The 19750-nt window shown below is 67.7% G+C and carries 13 protein-coding genes; 7 read left to right on the top strand and 6 right to left on the bottom strand.

Annotated features, from left to right (window positions below):
• Positions 1–542 precede the first annotated feature (542 nt).
• Entirely contained in the window at positions 543–1643 is a 1101-nt protein-coding gene (locus tag OG622_RS08425; protein WP_371574485.1) for a serine/threonine-protein kinase, read from the bottom strand.
• 91 nt (positions 1644–1734) lie between these two features.
• Positions 1735–3579: a hypothetical protein gene (locus OG622_RS08420; protein ID WP_371574484.1), complete on the bottom strand. Its 1845-nt coding sequence runs from the start codon at positions 3577–3579 to the stop codon at positions 1735–1737.
• 43 nt (positions 3580–3622) lie between these two features.
• Here OG622_RS08420 and OG622_RS08415 point away from each other — a divergent pair, with 43 nt between their 5' ends.
• From OG622_RS08415 to OG622_RS08400, 4 genes are all read left to right on the top strand, one after another.
• Complete coding sequence (locus OG622_RS08415) at positions 3623–4453, top strand: SAVMC3_10250 family protein (RefSeq protein WP_371574482.1); 831 nt, start codon at positions 3623–3625, stop codon at positions 4451–4453.
• A gap of 256 nt (positions 4454–4709) precedes the next feature.
• Positions 4710–6116, top strand: a complete 1407-nt coding sequence (locus tag OG622_RS08410; RefSeq protein ID WP_371574203.1) for an IS1380 family transposase — start codon at positions 4710–4712, stop codon at positions 6114–6116.
• A 410-nt stretch (positions 6117–6526) separates the two neighbouring features.
• Entirely contained in the window at positions 6527–6874 is a 348-nt protein-coding gene (locus OG622_RS08405; protein WP_371574480.1) for a hypothetical protein, read from the top strand.
• Positions 6875–6937: 63 nt separating this feature from the next.
• Positions 6938–9313 carry a tetratricopeptide repeat protein gene (locus tag OG622_RS08400; RefSeq protein WP_371574478.1) on the top strand — a complete coding sequence of 792 codons (2376 nt, stop codon included), beginning with the start codon at positions 6938–6940 and terminating at the stop codon, positions 9311–9313.
• A 160-nt stretch (positions 9314–9473) separates the two neighbouring features.
• On the opposite strand, the gene OG622_RS08395 is transcribed toward OG622_RS08400, so the two are convergent.
• Both OG622_RS08395 and OG622_RS08390 read right to left on the bottom strand, forming a co-directional pair.
• On the bottom strand, positions 9474–10085 hold the full coding sequence (locus tag OG622_RS08395) for a DDE-type integrase/transposase/recombinase (RefSeq protein ID WP_371574476.1): 612 nt from the start codon (positions 10083–10085) through the stop codon (positions 9474–9476).
• A 34-nt stretch (positions 10086–10119) separates the two neighbouring features.
• Complete coding sequence (locus OG622_RS08390; protein WP_371574474.1) at positions 10120–10401, bottom strand: transposase; 282 nt, start codon at positions 10399–10401, stop codon at positions 10120–10122.
• Positions 10402–11031: 630 nt separating this feature from the next.
• On the opposite strand from OG622_RS08390, the gene OG622_RS08385 reads away from it, so the two are divergent.
• From OG622_RS08385 to OG622_RS08375, 3 genes are all read left to right on the top strand, one after another.
• Positions 11032–12303, top strand: coding sequence for an IS256 family transposase (locus tag OG622_RS08385; RefSeq protein ID WP_371583971.1), 1272 nt, complete (start codon positions 11032–11034; stop codon positions 12301–12303).
• 175 nt (positions 12304–12478) lie between these two features.
• Positions 12479–12823, top strand: a complete 345-nt coding sequence (locus tag OG622_RS08380; protein ID WP_371574472.1) for a hypothetical protein — start codon at positions 12479–12481, stop codon at positions 12821–12823.
• Positions 12824–12839: 16 nt separating this feature from the next.
• Positions 12840–17096, top strand: a complete 4257-nt coding sequence (locus OG622_RS08375; RefSeq protein WP_371574470.1) for a tetratricopeptide repeat protein — start codon at positions 12840–12842, stop codon at positions 17094–17096.
• Positions 17097–17660: 564 nt separating this feature from the next.
• Here OG622_RS08375 and OG622_RS08370 read toward each other — a convergent pair.
• Together OG622_RS08370 and OG622_RS08365 are read right to left on the bottom strand one after the other, a co-directional pair.
• Positions 17661–17825, bottom strand: a complete 165-nt coding sequence (locus OG622_RS08370; protein ID WP_371574468.1) for a hypothetical protein — start codon at positions 17823–17825, stop codon at positions 17661–17663.
• Positions 17826–18123: 298 nt separating this feature from the next.
• The gene (locus tag OG622_RS08365) at positions 18124–19530 is read right to left on the bottom strand and encodes an IS1380 family transposase (protein ID WP_371574203.1); all 1407 of its coding nucleotides are present in this window, start codon (positions 19528–19530) and stop codon (positions 18124–18126) included.
• Positions 19531–19750 lie beyond the last annotated feature (220 nt).

The following is a 19750-nucleotide window of genomic DNA, read 5'->3' as shown; positions in this document are numbered from 1 at the left end:
CCGCCGCAGCGGGGACCTGGGCTCAGATACCTAGCTCCCGCTCGGGGAGGGTTCGCTAGGTGGCTCGACAACTCGCCTGCGGCGCAGGGTCGTTCTTCAAAGAACGCGGCTGTGCCAGCTCGACGCGGCGCCCGCACCCGTACACCCTTTTCTGGGACGCTCGGTAAGCAGCGCGAGGAGACTCGGCTTCGGCACCCAGGACGACGCGAGCGAGCGCCTTACGCAGATATATGCGGAGAAGAAGCGGACGACGCGGTCTGTTGCGGATGTCCGCCGGGAACCGGGCCCAAAAGATGGTGGCGGATTAAGCGGAGCAGCGGCGTCCCCGGCAGCGCCGGATACCGGATTCCTCCGGACAGCCGCTGTTTCAGGGAGAGGAGGATAGCGCCCACCATCGCGAGGTCCCGCCGGCGTCGAGCATGCCTTCTCCTGGATGAAGAACTTCACGATCTTCAGCGACTGCTGACCGCACGGCGATGGCCTTCACCAACCGAACGCCCCCGATCCCCTGGCCTGCTGTTCACGGCCTTCTGTAAGACCCTTTACCTCGCGCGCGCTCTGCCGTTCCACCGTGCGAGGCCCTCGAAGGCGTCCAGTGTCCGGACGTCGTAGGGGCCGAAGAAGTTCTGGCAGTCACGGGCGATTTGGTCGTAGAGGGCTGCTGCTCCTCGGGTGTCGCCTGACTGGCCGGTGAGTTCGGCGTGTTCGGTGCGTGCCTCGATCACAGGCTGATCGCTACGGTCGTGAAGGATTTCCAGCTCGAAGATGCGTAGGTCTAGTGCTTCGATGCGTTTTGAGAGGCCGCCGCTGTTGCCGGGCGGGTCGGGCAGGTCGGCTCGTCTGCTCGTGTCGTCTGTTGCGTCCAGGACGTGCGACAGCTCGCCAACTGCGTGCGCGGTCGTGTGGGCGTTTTTAGGGCGGTCTGCTGGGTCCTTGGCCAGGAGAGTCCGGACGAGGGTGTCGAGTTGGGCGGGGATGCCGGGGCGGTGGGCGCTCGGGGGTGCCGGCGTATCGTCCTGGTGCATCCGGCCCACGGTCATGGGGTCGTCGTGAGGGCTTCCGAAGGGCGGGTGCCCAGTCAGCATCTCGTACAGGACACAGCCCAAGGAATATAGGTCGCTGCGTTCGCTGCCTGTCTCGCCGTGCCACCGCTCGGGTGCCTTGTACAGGGGGGTGCCCGCAACGGTGTGGGTCTGGGTGACGTCGGCCAGGAACGCCAGCCCGAAGTCGACGAGCTTCACGTCCCCCTGCTGCGTGATCATGATGTTGTCGGGTTTGATGTCGCGGTGGATCACTTTGGCGTTGTGCGCGGCGTCGAGTCCCTCGCAGATCTGGCGTGTCCAACGCATGGTGCGCTCCAACGGAAGCCTCGGCCCGGTCCTGAGGTGCTCGGCGAGGGATTTGCCCTCGACATACTCCATGACGATGTAGAAGGCGCCGTCGTGTTCGCCGCTGTCGTAGAGGGTGGCGACGCGCGGGTGGTTGACCCGGGCCATGGCCCGCGCCTCCCGTTCGAACATTCTCGCGGCCGTCTCGGTGAACTCCGTAGGGGCGCCCTGTTGTATGAGGCGGCGCTGCGCGAGGAATTTCACAGCCACGGTGCGGCCCAGCCTCACGTCCTCGGCCGTCCACACATCACCCATGGCGCCACTGGTGGGGCCGTCTTTTGGCTTGAAACGGCCACCGATCAGTGTGGAGGTATCCACCCTCGCCCCATCTGTTCGTCCGGTTGTGTCATCCGTGGTCAGCGCTGTTCGCGGTGCCCGCCCAGCGGGTGAGGGCTGCCAGGTCCTCCATGCTCTCAAGCCATTCCGTGAAGAAGTCCTCCCGCTGTCGCAGTGCTTTGGCCAATGTCGCAACGGCATCATGGCGTGACTGATCGCCCTGCTCACGCACATGCCTCTTCCGCAGGGGAACGCCGCAAATCTCCCAAAGGACCCACGCGACTGCGGTGAGGGTCAGCAGGAAGAACAGGGCCCGTGACACGCCGTCGACGAACGGCACCACCAGCGCCCCGGTGACGGTTCCGAACAGCAAGGCGCTACAGACGCGCGGCCAGCGGCGCACTACGGCGTCCGAGCGGGCCTGAGTTCGTTGCTCAAGTCGTGTGGCGAGGTCGTCAATGAGCCGGTCCGGCTCTACGGTGCGGTGTGGGTCCGTGGGGAGAGTCCAGGAGTAGCCGGCGACGCTCAGGGTGATGCGGTGGGGGATTTGACGCCGGGATTCTGTGACGACGCGATCGGCGGCGCCCTCCAGGCTCGGCCAAATGGCACGGAGGGCCATACGGCGGGCTGATGGGCCCAGCCGTGCCGTGTCCGGTGCGAAGACGGCCTGGTCGAGGAGTGTCACGAAGGGCACTGGCTCGGTTTCCGGACCTAGGGGCGACTCGTCTGCCTGGGCGGCTGCTTCCAGATCTCCCCCGTGTTCGATGATGCGCTCAAGCCGGCGCATCTGCTCGTGCAGGTGTGCCTCATCGGGTTCGAGTTGATTGATGAGCCGCTCGAGAGCGGTTTCGACGTGGCGGCCGTCGCTGACGGGCCGGTCAACTCCGTCTGGGCCGTCCGGGAACGTGCGCTGGAGGTAGGCGAGAGTTCTCCCGGGCACGGTCGCGAGTTCCCAGCCGACCTGGAGGGCGTCCCACTGGTCTGAGCATGTCTCGCGCAGTGCCGTGTACTCGTCTTCAGACAGTTGCCGGCGCAGGTTCCGAAGCCGGCCACTCCACTGAGCGGCGCCGGGCATGTCCATGATCGAATTGTGGGCAGACGTCCGATGCGTGCTTTGATTCCAGCCTGCCATGGTCTGCCGGGTGTAACTGAGGGCTTCCTCCCCCAATTCGTTGCTCGCGATGGCGTCCAGGACGACACAGAAGTCTTGACCAAGTTCCTCAGGATCGAGTGACTGTAGGTAGGTGTCCATCCAGGCAGCCGCTTCGTCCTCGTTTCCGAGACGGGAAGAAGTCAGAGCGAAGAACAGGTTGGCCTTGGCCGCGTCCAGAGTGCAGGCGTGCGCCCGGGCGCGCTCGCCCTGCTCGGTCTCGTCTCGGAAATTCGCAGCCACTGCCATTATCGCGGGAGCCAGCCAGTAGGCCGGTTCGAGGAGCATCCGTTCCTCGGCGCAGGACCGTACCGTGATGGTATTGACCATCTTCCTGCGCACAGCCTGCGCGGTGAGGGTGTGAGCCAGCCCACGTGCCAGGGCACGGGTCTGCTTGCGCTGGGCGAATTCCGCATGGAAGACGGTGGTCAGACGGGCCAGTTCGGCCTGGGCCCGAGCCACCTCACGGTCGCGGCCGTACTGCTGGATGAACGCGTCCAAGACCTCGCGGGTGTCGCTGACCGCACTCTCCAGTCCCGCGACCTCCTGGCGGACCTCGGTGACGTCACCGCGCAATTGGACGACCTTGGCGCGTACACCCTGCAGACCTTCCTCGAAGGAGTCCAGCCTTCCCCCGTGGCGAACCTGTTCTTTCCCTACGCCCTCCAGCTGTTCGATGAGCCGGTCCAAGGCTGAGTCCGCCTCACTACGGTCGCCCATTACGTCCCCCGTGGTCATCGCGGCGTTGCGCGCGTGCTCGCTCATTATCAAGTGTTCGCACGCCCTGCTGAGGTTCAACTGACCGAAAATGCACGCGGGTTGGATGCCGTCGGCTGGTGTCGGAGTTGCGTGGCAGTATGGCGTGTCACGGAATCAGCACACCAAACGGGGATGCGCCTTGCGTGAGATCGCTTATCTATCGGACGGAAAGCTACGGCAGTTCGTGCCTGAGCCCCGGCGTATGCCGCGGACGAGTGGCCTTCGGCTGACCACGCCACTGGGCGGCATCGACATGGACGCGCCGACCACGGACGGCGAACTCGGGCAGCTGCGGCACCTGCGGGATGTGTACCGGCACTTGGAGCTCGTTGCGGAGTGGTACACCACACCCGGGCTGCGTCCCGGCCAGTGGGTACAGTTCGAAGCCCCGCTGCGGTGCGTGACGCTCAGCGGCGCCCACCAGGATCTCGTGCTTTTCGTGGACTCGGTGCGGATACGGAACGCAGATCACGCGACAGCCGGAGGCGTCCGACTGCTGATGCACGGTTCAGCCCGGCATCTGCGGGGTTGGACGCCGATGCCGGTGGACGGCCCCGAGCTCGAGGTGGCGAACTCCGCATCCAGCCTGGGCGCCTCTTTCGTCACCCGGGCCGGACAGGTCGTCGAGGCACTCGCCGGGCATCGCGAGCCACTGTCCGGGGACCAGCCGACAGCTGCTGACCTGCACGGGCGAGGAGTCCAGGCATTGCTGCATGCCCTGGACGAGGGAGACCATGGCATCGACACATCAACGATGATGACCGGATACGCACGCGTCACAGGGCTTCTTCCCAGCGCCGAGACCCCTTCCCGATGCCTGGTAGCGAGTCCTCTCGTCGTGGAGTACGCGACAGCTGGCGCTGAGCGGAGTTCTGCGTGAGTCCGGTGACACCGCCAGCACAGCATGCTGAGGCCGGGCGCGGGTGAGAGAAGAAGGCCCGCGCTCTGCGCGTATCCAGACGTCCTGCACCTACCGGTAGGTAGTCGCTGCGGCATCTCTGCGTTCTTGCGCTAACCTCGCCGTTTCGGTTGGGGTGCGGCTGAGGGTTGGGTAGAAACGCAAAAGTGCCTTCCTGAGCTGGGACGATGGACCTTGTCTAGGGGTTCTGTCGTCGCCAGAGGAAGGCACTTTCTGCGTGAAGGATATCGGTTCGCGGCCCCGGCTTGTGGTGTCCACTGACGGGTCGGGGGTGGTCGGGCACGCCGGAGCACGTTTGCTGGCGGACCTCGCCGAAGCGACCGGGCTGACGGCGGCGTATTCCACCGTGCTCCGGCCGCTTCGGCCGCGCGGCACCGGCCACGACCCGGGCCGGATCGCCACCGATCTCGCAGTGATGCTCGCCGACGGCGGCGAGGCGATCGCGGATCTGGCCGTTCTGCGGGACCAGCGCGAGGTGTTCGGCCCGGTGGCCTCCACGCCGACGGCTTGGCGGCTGCTGGCCGCCGTCGACGAACGCATACTGGACCGCCTGCGGTCGGCCCGCGCCGCAGCCCGGGAAGTGGCCTGGCTACAGGCCGCCGAGACCCGCACCGCGATACCCGCAGTGAAGGCCGGCGGACGCGAACTGCCCGGCCTGGTCCTGGACCTCGACGCCACGCTGGTCACCTGCCACTCCGAGAAAGACCAGGCCGCACCCACTTACAAAGGCGGCTTCGGGTTCCACCCGTTGCTGTGTTTCCTGGCCAACACCGGCGAGGCGATGTCCGGGCTGCTGCGGCCTGGCAACGCCGGAGCCAACACCGCCGCCGATCACATCACCGTGCTCGACCAGGCCCTCGCGCAGATCCCCGACGCCCATCGGCACGGCACCGACATCCTGGTCCGCACCGACAGCGCGGGCAGTGCGAAGGCGTTCCTCACGCATCTCCGCGCCTTGCGTGACAAAGGCCTTCACCTGCGTTTCTCGGTCGGATACGCGGTCACCGCACCGGTCCGCCGCGCAATCCGCGCCCTGCCCGAACAGGTCTGGCACCCCGCCCTGGACCAGGACGGAACACTGCGTGCCGGCGCCGAGGTCGCCGAGCTGACCGGCATGGTCGACCTGAACGGCTACCCGGCCGGAACCCGCATCATCGTGCGCCGCGAACGCCCGCACCCCGGCGCCCAACTGTCCCTGTTCGACCAGGACGAGGGCCTGCGGCACCAGGTCTTCCTCACCGACACCCCGTACTCCGGCGGCGGCTCGGCCCAGTTCCTGGAGGTCCGCCACCGTGGACACGCCACCGTCGAGGACCACATCCGGTGCGGCAAGACCACCGGCTTCGGACGCTTCCCATCCCGCCTGTTCTCCGTCAACGCCGCCTGGCTCGAGCTCAGCCTCGCGGCCATCGACCTTCTGGCCTGGACCCGCGTCCTGCTGCTGGACGGCGAACTGGCCACCGCCGAACCCAAGAAACTCCGCTACCGGATCCTGCACGTCGCTGCCCGTCTCACCCGCGGCGGCCGTCGCCTCCATCTGCGGATCGCAGCAACCTGGCCCTGGCGACACCAACTCGCCGCCGCCTTCCACCGTCTGGCCGCCCTACCCCGCCCCGCCAACTGACCAGCCACCCCGGCCACCTACGACACGAAAGACCTTGGAGAACCCGACCACCGCGCCGGGTCCCCACCATGCCCACCGCCCGATACCGCCTCGATCAACCCCACAGCGCCACCTCGTCACCCCAAGCGAAACAGCGAGGCTAACTGCTCCTTTCGACTGGCGCCGGATCTCGGGCTGTGCCGGCACAGCCCTCTTCAGTATGCGGGTCCCCTCAGCTTCGGGACTGGCAAGGGAAGGCCGGGCACCGACTTCCAACTGCCCGAGCCGTTCGAGCGCGCGGTCCATCGCTGTACTTTGCTCTCCACACGCTTCCCCGCCGGGGCTCTGCCCCGCAGCTCACAGGGCCAGTCGATTCCAAGTGAGGCCAACGCTTGGGCCCGACCGTCCCGTTGTTGAGGCAGTATCCCGGTATGAACAACTGGAAGCGGTACGCGGTGATCGCCGGTTCGGTGCTTGTCATCGCTGCGATGGTGGTGGTGTGGTTCACCGTGGATCTGAATGCGGCGGGGCAAGTGGCCTCCATCATCGCCGCGTGCGCGGCGGTGATCGCTCTGGCTCGGGAACTTTCGCAGCGTGACGGGCAGCCAGCTGACGCCGTCGCACTGCAAACGGGCACGGCGTCAGCCCGATCGGGGGCGGATGTCAACAGCGGCATCACGGGCCCGGCGGACAGCCTGCATGGCGAGTTCCGGGTGGAGCGCACCGGGGACGCCTACGGCGACGGCGGCAACGTCAACACAGGCATCCGCCTGAGTTGACCCACACCCGACCAGCTGTCTATAGCAGCACCTGAACGGATGTCCATGCGCAGGGACAGGAACATGCTCAAGGTCTCGGACACCGGCAGCGCTCATGCCGAACCCAATGGCTGGGCGAACAGCGGCTACGTCGAAAACGTCACGATCGTAGTCAAGGAAGCCTTCCGACCGCAGTGGCCGCTGCTCGTGGGCTCTGTCCCGGTGCCCGCCTCCCGGTTCGAGCCTCGTGAGGCCTCGTCGAGTCTGCGCGAGTGGATCGACTCCGCCGACGCGACCCCCTCGACAATGGTCCTGTGCGGCATGGGGGGTGTGGGCAAGACGCAGGTGGCGGCCGAGTTCGCCGCGGACATGCTCGCGAAGACTCGCTCTCGGCACGTCGACTCAGCCTCCGTCAACACTGACACACAGCGGTCCGCCCCTGTTACTTCGCCACCGGCGCGGATGGATCTGGTCGTCTGGGTGACCGCCGATCGCATTGAGCACATCGTGGGCACCTACGCCCGTGCCTGGCGTGCCGTCACCGGTCTGAGTGCTTCGGGCGACGTGGATGACGAAGCTGCCCTCTTCCTCTCGTGGCTTGCCACAACGCCCCGAACCTGGCTAGTGGTTCTGGACGATGTGCCGGATGTGGGGGCATTGCGGGACTGGTGGCCGCCGCGCACGGCCAGCGGACGGTGCGTGGTGACCACCCGCAGCAAGGACGCCGCCTGGCACACCGAGCACCGTGCTCGCGTGGACGTCGGCTTGTACTCCCCGGCCACGTCAAGGCGTTACCTGCAAAGAGTCCTTAAGTTGCAGGGACGTGAGCAGGACGTCGCCGATCTTGACCGCCTCGCTGACGATCTCGGCCATCTGCCCCTTGCGCTTGCGCAGGCAGCCGCCTACCTCTGCGAGGATCGCTCTTTGACCGTTGCGCAGTACCGAGCTCTGCTCGCGGACCGCACCCTGCAGCTGGCCGACATTCTGCCTGACGACAGTAGCCTCCCGGACGCGCAGCAGCACACCGTGGCCGCTGCGTGGCACCTGTCGGTACAACGAGCGAACGAGCTCGCTCCCGCGGGCCTCGCGCGTCCGCTGCTCACGATGCTGTGCCTGCTGGACACCCACTCGGTTCCCATGGCGACGATCACTACGCCCGCCCTGGTCCAGTACCTCAATACGCAGCAGCCGAGCGGTCGACAACTGCCAGCCTCAGCCCATCACGCTCGACGGGCGTTACAGGTATTACGCCGACTCAGTCTCGTGAACCCGGCGCCCCGAGGAACGGACGAGCGGGACGATTTCGTCAGCATGCACCAGCTCATCCAGCGCGCTGTACGAGAAAGCGTCCAGCCCTCGGAATTGAACACCGCGGTCCGAGCGGCAGCCGACGCCCTTGAGGAGACGTGGCCGCCGGGCGTGGACTACACGGACACCGCCACCGGCCGCTCCCTGGTGTCCAGCGCGGAGCACCTTGTCGCGCATGACACGGCGGATGCGTTGTGGGATGCACAGGGGCCTCACCGCGTACTTACGCGGCTTGGCTTACAGTTGCAGGCCACCGGGCGCAGGGATCAGGGACTGCTGCACTACAGATCGATGCTGCGCACCGCGCGACGGCTACTGGGCGAAAATGCTCCGGAGACCCTGTTCCTACGCAGCGACATCGCAGGGTTGCAGGCCGAGGACGGCGAGGTGTCAGCGGCGGTGGAGGAGCTCCAAGCTGTGCTGGCCGCTCAACGCGGCCTTCTGGGCGACGAGCACGAGCATGTGCTGACCACTCTGAACAATCTGGCGCACTGGCGCGGCGTTGCATGGGATTATGAGGGGGCAGTCGCTGAGTACGACCGTCTCCTCGACACGCTGCAGCGACTGCCTACTCCGTCAGACGAGGACGTTCTCGTCACTCGGCGCAACCGCGCTCACTACATGACCCAATGCGGACGGGAAGCCGAAGCCCTGCCGGAACTGCGCACTGTCGTCGAGGGCACTATGCGAATCAGCGGCCCGCGTCATCCTCGCACCATGGTCGCCCGCAACGCTCTGGCCAGCTGCTTGGGCCGACTGGGGCACAACGAAGAAGCGATCGAAATCCTTACGCCTTTGCTGGCCGACCAGCTTGCGGTGCACGGAGAGCTCCACAGCGAGTCCCTGATCACCCGCGCAAACCTAGCCCAACAACGCGGCAAAGCGGGCCACCTCGACGAGGCCGTCACAGAACTCACCGAGCTCGTACCACTGTTCATCACTGTGTTCGGCCCCGACCAGGTACGCACGCTCACCTGCCGCTCTGTACTCGCCGAGTGGACCTGGCGAGCAGGCAAGAAGGAGAGCGCCCGCGCCCAGATGGAGAACGTGGCCGACCACGCGACACGACTTCTCGGCCTGTATCACCATGTCACCACAGACATACGCCAGATTCTGGCCTACTGGTCCGCAGACGCCGGAACCGCAGGATGACAGGCCACCCAGCTGTCGTCCGACGGTAGGGAGTTTGGATAGCTGGAACACACCCTGGGGTATTCATCCTCAGAAGGCCCGCCCCTACCCCAAACCACTTGCCGATCAAGGTGTGGATGACCAGCGGGCGGACCCTGTGGTCGGCGGACGGCGCCTACGCTCAACCTCCCGTATTGTCGCCGCATTCCTCGATCGCGCGATCGGCTGGCTGGCCGAATACTGCGCCTTGGGTCGCGACGGCCATGTGCAGGGCGGCGACGACCAGATCGGCGTCATGTCGGGCTCCCATCGCGTAGCCGAGCAGGCGGCGGGAGAACAGGTCGATGACCGTGGCCAGATACAGCTTCCCCTCGCCGGTTTCGATCTCCGTTATGTTCCCGCACCAGACCAGGTCGGGAGCCTCCGCGGTGAAGTCGCGGCGCACGAAGTCCGGACTCGCCGGCCGCTTGCCGGGGCGGGTCAGCCCGCGGCGTCTGTGAACTGTGCGGCCCGCCAGGCCGAGCTCGGCCGTGATCTTCGCGATGGTGTTCACCGAGACGCGCCAGCCCTTGCGGACCAGCATGATCCAGATCTTCGGTGAGCCGTAGGTGCCACCGGAGTCGGTGAACTCCTCCTGGACCGCCTGGACCGCCTGGACCAGCCGCAGGTGACGCGTCTGCCGCCCGGTGGGCTTGCGGGTGCGGTGCTTGTAGAACCACGACTCGCTCACGCCCAGCGCACGGCACGAGACGCGATGCGGGATGTTGTGCACGGTCCTGAAGTCGCTGATCACCCCGACCACTTGGGACGGGTCCGCCCCAGCTACTTCACCCACAGGACCATGCAGCGTTTGAGCACATCACGCTCCATGACCAGTTCCTTGTTGCCCCGTTGAGCTGGGCGTTCTCCCACCGCAGCCGCTCCAGCTCATCGCTCTCACCGGCCGGCGTGGTACCGGCCCGGCGGGCCCGGGAGACCCAGCTGGCCAGAGTGGTCTCGTTGATGCCAAGGTCCTTCGCGACCTCGGCGATCGGCTTGCCGGTCCCCGTCACGATCCGTACAGCCCCCTCACGGAACTCCGGATCGAACTTCCGTCGCTTCTCCGCCATAACTCCCAACTTCCCCTGCAGTTACGGTCTTCACGCTAGGAGGGGAGGGACAGCTCGCCCTCGGCGGAGCTGGGCAACATCCCTGACGACGGCAGGTGGCGGACCGTCGGCAGCACGGCCGGCGACCGCAACCGCCAACCGCCAACCGCCAACCGCCAACCGCCAGGAGCAGCAAGCCGGTGAAGTAACTACATACATTTCGCCGTCGCCAACCACTCTTGGCTCGCCTACAGGGAAGCCCTCAACGACGAGCGCCAGCCACCACCATGCCTTCGGGTGACGCGCGAACACCTCCTTCACCGGGTACACCAAGGTCCGCCCGCTTCTGCTGGCCGTCAGTGTTGCCGCTGCCCGAACCGACGTCCTCCCCGAAGCAACATTCAGGATTTAGGCATCCTGGCGCATCCGGACTGCACTCACGTAGGCATGCTTCACAGTGAGCCACGGGTGAGCGATCCGACGCCCTGTTCACCGTCGCCCGGATCGTTCGAGGGAGTGTCATGAATTAGGTGTGATCCTTCCCGAAGGAGTCATCTGATGAATGCGACGACAGGTCACCTGATTGAGGCCGTAGACCGCGTGTCGCTTGCCGTGGCCGACGGCAGTGTCCAGGGTGCCGACGTGAAGTCGATGCCGGTGTCTGAGAACGGTCTGTCCAGCGAATTGCTGGAGGAGCTGGCCGCGCTCGCGGCCGAGAAGGTCCATGGCGGCGAAGGGCTGCGGCTGATGGGCGAGGGCGGGCTGCTGCCCGAACTGGCCCAGCATCTGATGCAGGCCGCCCTGGAGGCCGAGATGGACGAGCACCTCGCCGCCGAGGCCGGCCGGGTCGGCGGGCGCGGGTCCCGCTCGGGCGGCAACATGCGCAACGGCTACCGGGCCAAGAAGGTCATGACGGAGGTCGGCGCCGTGACGGTGCAGGTCCCCAGAGACAGGCTGGGCACCTTCCGGCCCCGGCTGCTGCCCGTGCACGCCCGCCGCACCGGCGCGCTGGACGACCTGGTGCTCTCACTGACCGCGAAGGGCCTGACCTCCGGCGAGATCGTCTCCCACCTCGCCCAGACGTACGGGATGACGACCACGAAGGAGACCATCTCCACGATCACCGACAAGGCCCTGGAATCGATGGCGGAATGGCGCACCCGCCCGCTCGATCCGGTCTACCCTGTCGTCTTCATCGACGCCGTGCACGTCAAGATCAGGGACGGTCACGTCGCCAACCGGCCGGTCTACGTGGCCGTCGCGGTCACCGCGGACGGCTACCGCGAGATCCTCGGACTGTGGGCCGGCAACGGCGGCGAGGGCGCCAAGTACTGGCAGACCATCCTGACCGAGATCAAGAACAGAGGCGTCCGCGACGTGCTCATGCTGGTCTGCGACGGGCTGAGCGCCCTGCCCGACGCGGTGAACACCGTCTGGCCCCAGACCGTCGTGCAGACCTGCGTGGTCCACCTCATCCGCGCCAGCCTGCGCTACGCATCGCGCCGCGACTGGGCCGAGGTCGCCCGCGACCTCAAGCCCGTCTACACCGCCGTCAACGAGGAAGAGGCCCGGCAACGGCTCGCGGACTTCGACGCCACGTGGGGCAAGCGCTACCCCTCGATCGCCGGCACCTGGCAGCGGGCCTGGAGCGAGTTCGTACCCTTCCTCGGCCTGCCCGACGCCATCCGCCAGGTCGTCTACACCACCAACGCCATCGAGTCCCTCAACGCCCGCTACCGGCGCGCGGCCCAGGCCTGCGGGCACTTCCCCAACGAGCAGGCCGCCCTCAAACGCCTCTACCTCGCCACCCTCGCCCTCGACCCCACCGGCCGCGGCCGCCAGCGCTGGAACAACCGCTGGAAGTCCGCCCTCAACGAGTTCGACGTCCTCTTCGACGGCCGCCTTACCGCCGGACGAGTGTAGGCCGAACAGCCCACCCACCAACTCGTAGGCCAAACAGACGAATCACACCTAATTCCTGATAGACCCTCGTTCGAGGTAAGACCATGGACAACCGGGACCGCCGGAACCAGTGGCAACGGCATGAGCGTCCTTGCTATACCTGCGGAAAGGCTGGCCAGGGGGAAGGCGGGACGGCGTGACACGGCCGTGGAAGATCGTGCTGATCGTGGTCGGGGTGGCCTGCATCGCGGCGACGCCGATGGTGTGGTTGCTGAACGGGTCAGGGGCCGGGGAGCTGGTCGGGGCGTCGTTGCAGGTCGGCACCGGGGTCGCAGCGCTGGTGTGGGCGTGGTTGCAGCCCAGGCAGGGGGACTCGGCCACGGATACTGGCCAGGCGCAGGCGTCCGGTGGTGGGTCGGCGCACACCGGGATCCGCAGGCCCGGTGGGGCGGGCACGGGATCGGCGCGGGTGGAGCGAACAGGTGACGCGACGGCTGACGGGTCCGGCAGCAGTGCCAGTACCGGGATCGACTACAGCTAGCTCGGGGAGCGGGTTAATGGAGGACGAGAACGGGTCCGGCGACGCACGGCCGGGCGCCGAGGTGCGGGACAGCGGCGACGCCCGGGCGACGGACGGCGGCACCGCGATCACCGGTGTCAGCGCGGCGACGGCGGCTGACGGGCCCGGCTTCGTCTCGGTCAGAGCGACGGGGACGGCGTATGCCTCGCACGGTGGGGTGGCAATCACTGGGTACGTGTCGGGCGACGTCCGGGTGACGCTGCCGTCCCTACAGTCCCGCTCGGTGCAGGACTCCGTCCTGCCCGGCGAACGGCGCCCGCGACTGTTCGGGCGCGAGGCGGAGATCTCCGCCGGTCTCGACGTGCTGCGGCACGCGGACGGCGGCGGCCGGGCGGCGGTTGTGGTGACTGGGGCCCCTGGCATCGGGAAGAGCGACGTCGCCCTGCGCATGTGCCGGCTAGCTGCGGAGCACTACCCGGACGGCCAGTTCCACATCAATCTCGCGCTGTCGACCGGCCCCACGGACCTTGTGTCGTCGATACTCCACGCGCTCTTTCCACCCGAGCCTCCCCTGCCGGACCGCCGTGACCAGCAGCTGGCGCTGCTACGGACGGCGCTCGCCGACAAGCGCGTCCTGCTGCTCGTCGACGATATCGTCTCGGAGGAGGCGCTCCTTGAGATCCTCGCCGTCGACGGCCCGTTCGCGCTGGTGGGCACCAGCCGCGTCAAGCTCAGCGGGCTCAGCGGCATGGTCCGCCTCATCGACCTCGGTCCACTGCCGGCCGCGCCCAGCGAGGAGCTCGTACAGGCGGTCGCCGGTCCCGGCCGGCTGACCGGCGAGCAGACGGCCGCGCTGTCCGCGGCGTGCGCCGGTCACCCGCTCGCCCTGCACATCGCCGCGGCGCATCTGGCCCGCCGGCCCCGCGTGAACGCCGACCGCTACCTTTCCGAGATCACCAATCCCGACCGCAGCGTCAAGGCCCTCGTCGCCGGCCAGACCGCGCTGCAGCCTGTGTTCCAGCAGAGCTTCGACGCGCTCGAACGCGATCAGGCACAGGTCTTCTCCGCGCTCGGCGTCCTGCCGCACATGTCGTTCACCGTCGATGTCGTCGCAGCGGGCATCGCGCAGCCGCCGCTGGGTGAGGTCGACGACGACAACCTCGCGGACACGGCCGCGCTCCTCGACTCGCTGGTCGAGCTCAGCCTCATCGAGCAGCTCGACGACGACCGATTCGTGATGCACGAAATTCAGCACCGCTTCGCTCGGCTGACGTCCGCGCCGTGGTCGGGGACGCAACGGGCGAATGTCGTTCGTCACGCCTGTCTCGTCACAGCCGTCCGCGTGCGGTCGGCTACCGATGCGATCGGTTTCCTGGACGAGGAGGCGACCGTCCCTGCCGAGAGCAGTGCCGAAGCGCTGCGGTCGCTGGACGCGGACCGTCCCGGCGCGGTCGCCCTCGTTGAAACGGCCCGGCAGTACGAGGCCTGGGACCAACTACTGCTTCTCGCCTTCGCCCTCACCGAGCATCTGCGGGTTGCTAGCCACTGGAAGGAGCTGGACCGCGTCTACCAGTGCGTACAGGAGGCCGGGGAGCTGGCCGGACACGCCAACTGGACGGCCACCGCGCTGTACAACCGGGCTGTGGTTGCCGGGCACCTCGGCGAGAGCCAGGATGCGGTGGATCTGTACTACCGTTGCGCCGAAACGGCGCGCGCGGCCAACGATGCCGAGCATCTGTTCATGGCGCAGCTCGGCCTGGGGACGCTACTGATCAACCTGGGCCGGCCCCGCGATGCCATAGCGTACCTGCGAAGCGGACTGCACTACTGGCGGACCGTCGGGCATCATCAGGCACTCGCGCTCGCCTTAGGGAACCTGGGCCAGGCGTACATGGCGGTCGGACAGACCCGCCGGGCCGAGAATTACCTGCGCAACAGCCGTGACCTGAGCCGGAGCAGCGGCTTCGGCGAGATGCTCGCCACCCGGTCGATCGCCAGACTGCTGAGCAGTACGGGCCGAGTGGCGGAGGCAGCGGAGGAGTCCGTCCGGGACATCGAACGGGCACGGGCCATCGGCAGCCGGGAGTGGGAGGCGCGGGCGCTGATGGACCTCGCGGCGGTCCCGGCCAGCGCTCGGCCGGAGTCGGCTCCGGCCGAGCCGCTCGAGGCTGCCCTGTCCATCCATCAGGAGACGGGTGACGTGCAGGGCCAGGTCCGGGCGTTGTTCCGGCTCGGTGAGGATGCCGCGCACCATGCTGACCTCGACCGGGCCGCGACGTACCTCGCGGAGTGCGCCGAGCTCGCCATCGGAATCGGCGACCACCAGCATGCGGCGCGCGCCCTGACCTATCTCGCCGCGTACAGCGGCGGCATCGGGCACCACGACACGGCGGAGTCGCAGTTTGAGGTCGCGTCGGACATGGCCCAAGAGTCCGGCAGCCCAGTTCTTCAGGCAGATGTCCTGCAGAAGCGTGCCCAGTTGTTGTGGCACCGGGGGAGGATCACAGACGCCGTCCGCCTGCTGACCGAAGCAGAGCAGTCTCTCGCCGCCACTGACGAGAGTCGGGCACTCGCCCAGGTGCGGGCGGCCCTGGGCGAAGCTTTGGTCGTCTCGGGGCAGTGGCAGGACGGCGCCCGCATGCTGCGGTCTGTGGTCTCCGACTTCAGCGACGCCGCCTCCCCCAGCACCCGGGCCCGGGCGACGCGCGCCCTGGCCGTCCTCCACTCGCGACGCGGCCTGCACACCGAAGCCCTGTCCGCGATCATCAGGGCACTCGACGACTGCGAGCGGCACAACGACGTCGACGGTGTCCTGCACTGCCGGATGGCACTGGGCAACATCCATGCACGAGCAGGGCGGTGGGCCGAAGCCGCCGACCAGTACGAACAGACCGCGCGAGCCGCTGCCGAGCACAAAGATCTCCATGTCCTCCTGACCGCCCGCGCGCAGGCCACGACCTGCATGCTGCATACCGGCAACCGGGACGAAGCCCTCGCCCTGATGACCAAGAACATCCCGCTTGCTGAAAAGCTCGGCATGGACTCCGTGCTGACGTCCCTGCACACCAACCTCGGTACCTGCCACGCCAAGGCCGGTGACCACCACGCCGCGGCCGCGTCCTTCCGCACGGCCCTGCAGATCAGCGAACGTCTCGACGACGGCCCCCTGCGCGCCACCTGCCTGTTCAACCTGGCCCGCGCCGAGAAGGCCCTCCATGCCTCGGATGCCGCGCGTTCCCGCGCCCGGCAGGCCTTCGCACTCCACCAGGCGCTCGGCAACTGGCCGGAGGCGGGCGAGACCCTGGTCTTCCTGGGTGCACTCCACCACGACACGGACCCGGACAGCACCGTGCCCAGCATCGAGGAGCTCGTGGGCGGCGGTCCGGTCGACATGCGCGTCGTCGAATCACTCCGCGCCCGCGCCCTCCGGAACGGTCGCGACGACGCCGTGGTGCCGCCTGCTGCCCCGTCCCGGCTGCGCAGCGTGCGGATCTCCGACTCCGTGCAGCAGGCGCTGGCCGCATTCGACCTCGAGTCGCTCACGCTTCGGTTCGCCACCTCCAGGCAGTACTGCACTATGTGCAATCTGATCATCGACGAGTCCGGCGAGGCCGAACTCCTCTACCTCCGCCACCCGGACGTCCAACACCCGATGCTCCGGCTCGCGCACTCCCACTGCCACCTCTCCGACGTGATCGAACTCACCGGCCCGGCCCCCGATCGCTCCCCGGATCGCTTCGACGCCGAATGCATCCTCTTTGGCGGCGACCGCGCCGGCATCGTCCTCGACTGCCACGGCGGCTGGGGAGCGATCAACGGCAGCCGCCGCATCGAGGACGTCACCCTCCGGCTCTTCCTGGAGTCGGGCCTCACCAACCTGCGCACCCTGTACACCAATAACGGCGGCAAGCCCCTCGACCTCCGCGATCTGCCGCCCGTGCCGGAACGGGACCTTCAGGCCCGCCTGGTCGACCACAAAATCACTCTCAGCAACCCTCACGGCGACCTCCTGCCAGGGCTGCCGCTCAACTTCTTACCTCACTGGTACGAGCGGGCCCACCATGGCTCCCTGATCGTCATCGCCGGCCGAAACCTTCCAGGCATGGTGGCGGACGACCCCACGTACCTCCAGCGCGCCATCCTCCTTGGGCAGGCTGTGGGTGCAACCGTGCCGTTCGCGGTGGTGCGGCCACGCAGGAACGCGCCGTGTCCATGCATGATGCGGCGGGGGCGGAAGTTCAAGCACTGCTGCAGTGGGCGGGAGGGGACGGTGGTGTCGGTGAGCGGGAGGTGATGTGACCGCCCGGCCATGATTAACCTCGCTGTCCGTTGCGATCGGCGACCGCGGCGAGTTTGATGCCGACGTTCACTACGACCGGACGGTCTTTGTCCCGCACCCGCTAGCTGTCCCGCAGCGCCCGCTCCAACAGCGGGACTCCCGCGCCAGGTCACGCACCGGCAGATAGGCGTAGGTAAGGGTGTCGCGCGAGGACAACGTATAGCGATGATCCTCGCCCATGACTTTCTCGAACACTCCCAAGGCTTGACGGATGTACGCCATAGCCGAGAAGTAGAGTCCTTCGTACGCAAGGAAGGGGCCGGAAGCGGGACAAATTCCGGCGATACCGGCTTCGGCGCCGCCCTAGGCTTGGTCGACCGATGCGCCTATGTGGGCCATAAATCTTGCTACGCAGGCCGCGTTTCGGAGGTACGCAGTGCGTGAGGCAGCACGTTTCTCAAAATTGCTGATTGCCAGTTCACGGGACTCGGTGATGAGTTCTGGAGTGAGATGTCGATCGTCGGTGTCTGCGGTGCGTGCAACGCTCTGCACGAGGCACCTGGCTGTCCTGGGACCGGCCTATTCGTTGACGATTCCGGTGACGGCGCTGGAGCCGGGTCCGGCGGCCTCCGCGTCTCCCGTGTGCGCGACCTTCGACGGGCCGGGACGGCTACCGCCGGCGTTCCGAATTCCGGTGATCGCGCTGCTGCCGTCGCGGGCCGTCGCGTTGCCGGTGTCGCCCACGGAGGCAGTGAGGGACTCAAGGAGCGCGCGCAACTCTGCTGCAGTCCCGGACTGTTTGGTCCCTTCGAGGCGGTCCAGCAGAGCCTCGAACCGTCCGGCCCACAGCCCTTCCTGCCGCGCCCGCTCCGCGCTGGCTTCGCCTGACGGCGGGACCGTTAGCCTCGCTGTTTCGCTTGGGGTGACGAGGTGGCGCTGTGGGGTTGATCGAGGCGGTATCGGGCGGTGGGCATGGTGGGGACCCGGCGCGGTGGTCGGGTTCTCCAAGGTCTTTCGTGTCGTAGGTGGCCGGGGTGGCTGGTCAGTTGGCGGGGCGGGGTAGGGCGGCCAGACGGTGGAAGGCGGCGGCGAGTTGGTGTCGCCAGGGCCAGGTTGCTGCGATCCGCAGATGGAGGCGACGGCCGCCGCGGGTGAGACGGGCAGCGACGTGCAGGATCCGGTAGCGGAGTTTCTTGGGTTCGGCGGTGGCCAGTTCGCCGTCCAGCAGCAGGACGCGGGTCCAGGCCAGAAGGTCGATGGCCGCGAGGCTGAGCTCGAGCCAGGCGGCGTTGACGGAGAACAGGCGGGATGGGAAGCGTCCGAAGCCGGTGGTCTTGCCGCACCGGATGTGGTCCTCGACGGTGGCGTGTCCACGGTGGCGGACCTCCAGGAACTGGGCCGAGCCGCCGCCGGAGTACGGGGTGTCGGTGAGGAAGACCTGGTGCCGCAGGCCCTCGTCCTGGTCGAACAGGGACAGTTGGGCGCCGGGGTGCGGGCGTTCGCGGCGCACGATGATGCGGGTTCCGGCCGGGTAGCCGTTCAGGTCGACCATGCCGGTCAGCTCGGCGACCTCGGCGCCGGCACGCAGTGTTCCGTCCTGGTCCAGGGCGGGGTGCCAGACCTGTTCGGGCAGGGCGCGGATTGCGCGGCGGACCGGTGCGGTGACCGCGTATCCGACCGAGAAACGCAGGTGAAGGCCTTTGTCACGCAAGGCGCGGAGATGCGTGAGGAACGCCTTCGCACTGCCCGCGCTGTCGGTGCGGACCAGGATGTCGGTGCCGTGCCGATGGGCGTCGGGGATCTGCGCGAGGGCCTGGTCGAGCACGGTGATGTGATCGGCGGCGGTGTTGGCTCCGGCGTTGCCAGGCCGCAGCAGCCCGGACATCGCCTCGCCGGTGTTGGCCAGGAAACACAGCAACGGGTGGAACCCGAAGCCGCCTTTGTAAGTGGGTGCGGCCTGGTCTTTCTCGGAGTGGCAGGTGACCAGCGTGGCGTCGAGGTCCAGGACCAGGCCGGGCAGTTCGCGTCCGCCGGCCTTCACTGCGGGTATCGCGGTGCGGGTCTCGGCGGCCTGTAGCCAGGCCACTTCCCGGGCTGCGGCGCGGGCCGACCGCAGGCGGTCCAGTATGCGTTCGTCGACGGCGGCCAGCAGCCGCCAAGCCGTCGGCGTGGAGGCCACCGGGCCGAACACCTCGCGCTGGTCCCGCAGAACGGCCAGATCCGCGATCGCCTCGCCGCCGTCGGCGAGCATCACTGCGAGATCGGTGGCGATCCGGCCCGGGTCGTGGCCGGTGCCGCGCGGCCGAAGCGGCCGGAGCACGGTGGAATACGCCGCCGTCAGCCCGGTCGCTTCGGCGAGGTCCGCCAGCAAACGTGCTCCGGCGTGCCCGACCACCCCCGACCCGTCAGTGGACACCACAAGCCGGGGCCGCGAACCGATATCCTTCACGCAGAAAGTGCCTTCCTCTGGCGACGACAGAACCCCTAGACAAGGTCCATCGTCCCAGCTCAGGAAGGCACTTTTGCGTTTCTACCCAACCCTCAGCCGCACCCCAACCGAAACGGCGAGGTTAGGGCTTGCGCGGTGCGATCGAGCCGTACGAGCTCCGCCCTCACGCGTTCGGCGTCACCGCGGCCGACCAACTCCGCGGCACGACGCTGTGTCACGG

The sequence above is a fragment of the Streptomyces sp. NBC_01314 genome (assembly GCF_041435215.1).
Lineage (GTDB): Bacteria > Actinomycetota > Actinomycetes > Streptomycetales > Streptomycetaceae > Streptomyces.
Note: the sequence above shows the minus strand (reverse complement) of the source record. Positions and strands in the feature narration are given on the sequence as shown.

Coding starts and splice junctions, on each gene's coding strand:
- OG622_RS08425 (WP_371574485.1), bottom strand. CDS start 1,643: ATGGGTGATGTGTGGACGGCCGAGGACGTGAGGCTGGGCCGCACCGTG.
- OG622_RS08420 (WP_371574484.1), bottom strand. CDS start 3,579: ATGAGCGAGCACGCGCGCAACGCCGCGATGACCACGGGGGACGTAATG.
- OG622_RS08415 (WP_371574482.1), top strand. CDS start 3,623: ATGCACGCGGGTTGGATGCCGTCGGCTGGTGTCGGAGTTGCGTGGCAG.
- OG622_RS08405 (WP_371574480.1), top strand. CDS start 6,527: ATGAACAACTGGAAGCGGTACGCGGTGATCGCCGGTTCGGTGCTTGTC.
- OG622_RS08400 (WP_371574478.1), top strand. CDS start 6,938: ATGCTCAAGGTCTCGGACACCGGCAGCGCTCATGCCGAACCCAATGGC.
- OG622_RS08390 (WP_371574474.1), bottom strand. CDS start 10,401: ATGGCGGAGAAGCGACGGAAGTTCGATCCGGAGTTCCGTGAGGGGGCT.
- OG622_RS08385 (WP_371583971.1), top strand. CDS start 11,032: ATGCCGGTGTCTGAGAACGGTCTGTCCAGCGAATTGCTGGAGGAGCTG.
- OG622_RS08375 (WP_371574470.1), top strand. CDS start 12,840: ATGGAGGACGAGAACGGGTCCGGCGACGCACGGCCGGGCGCCGAGGTG.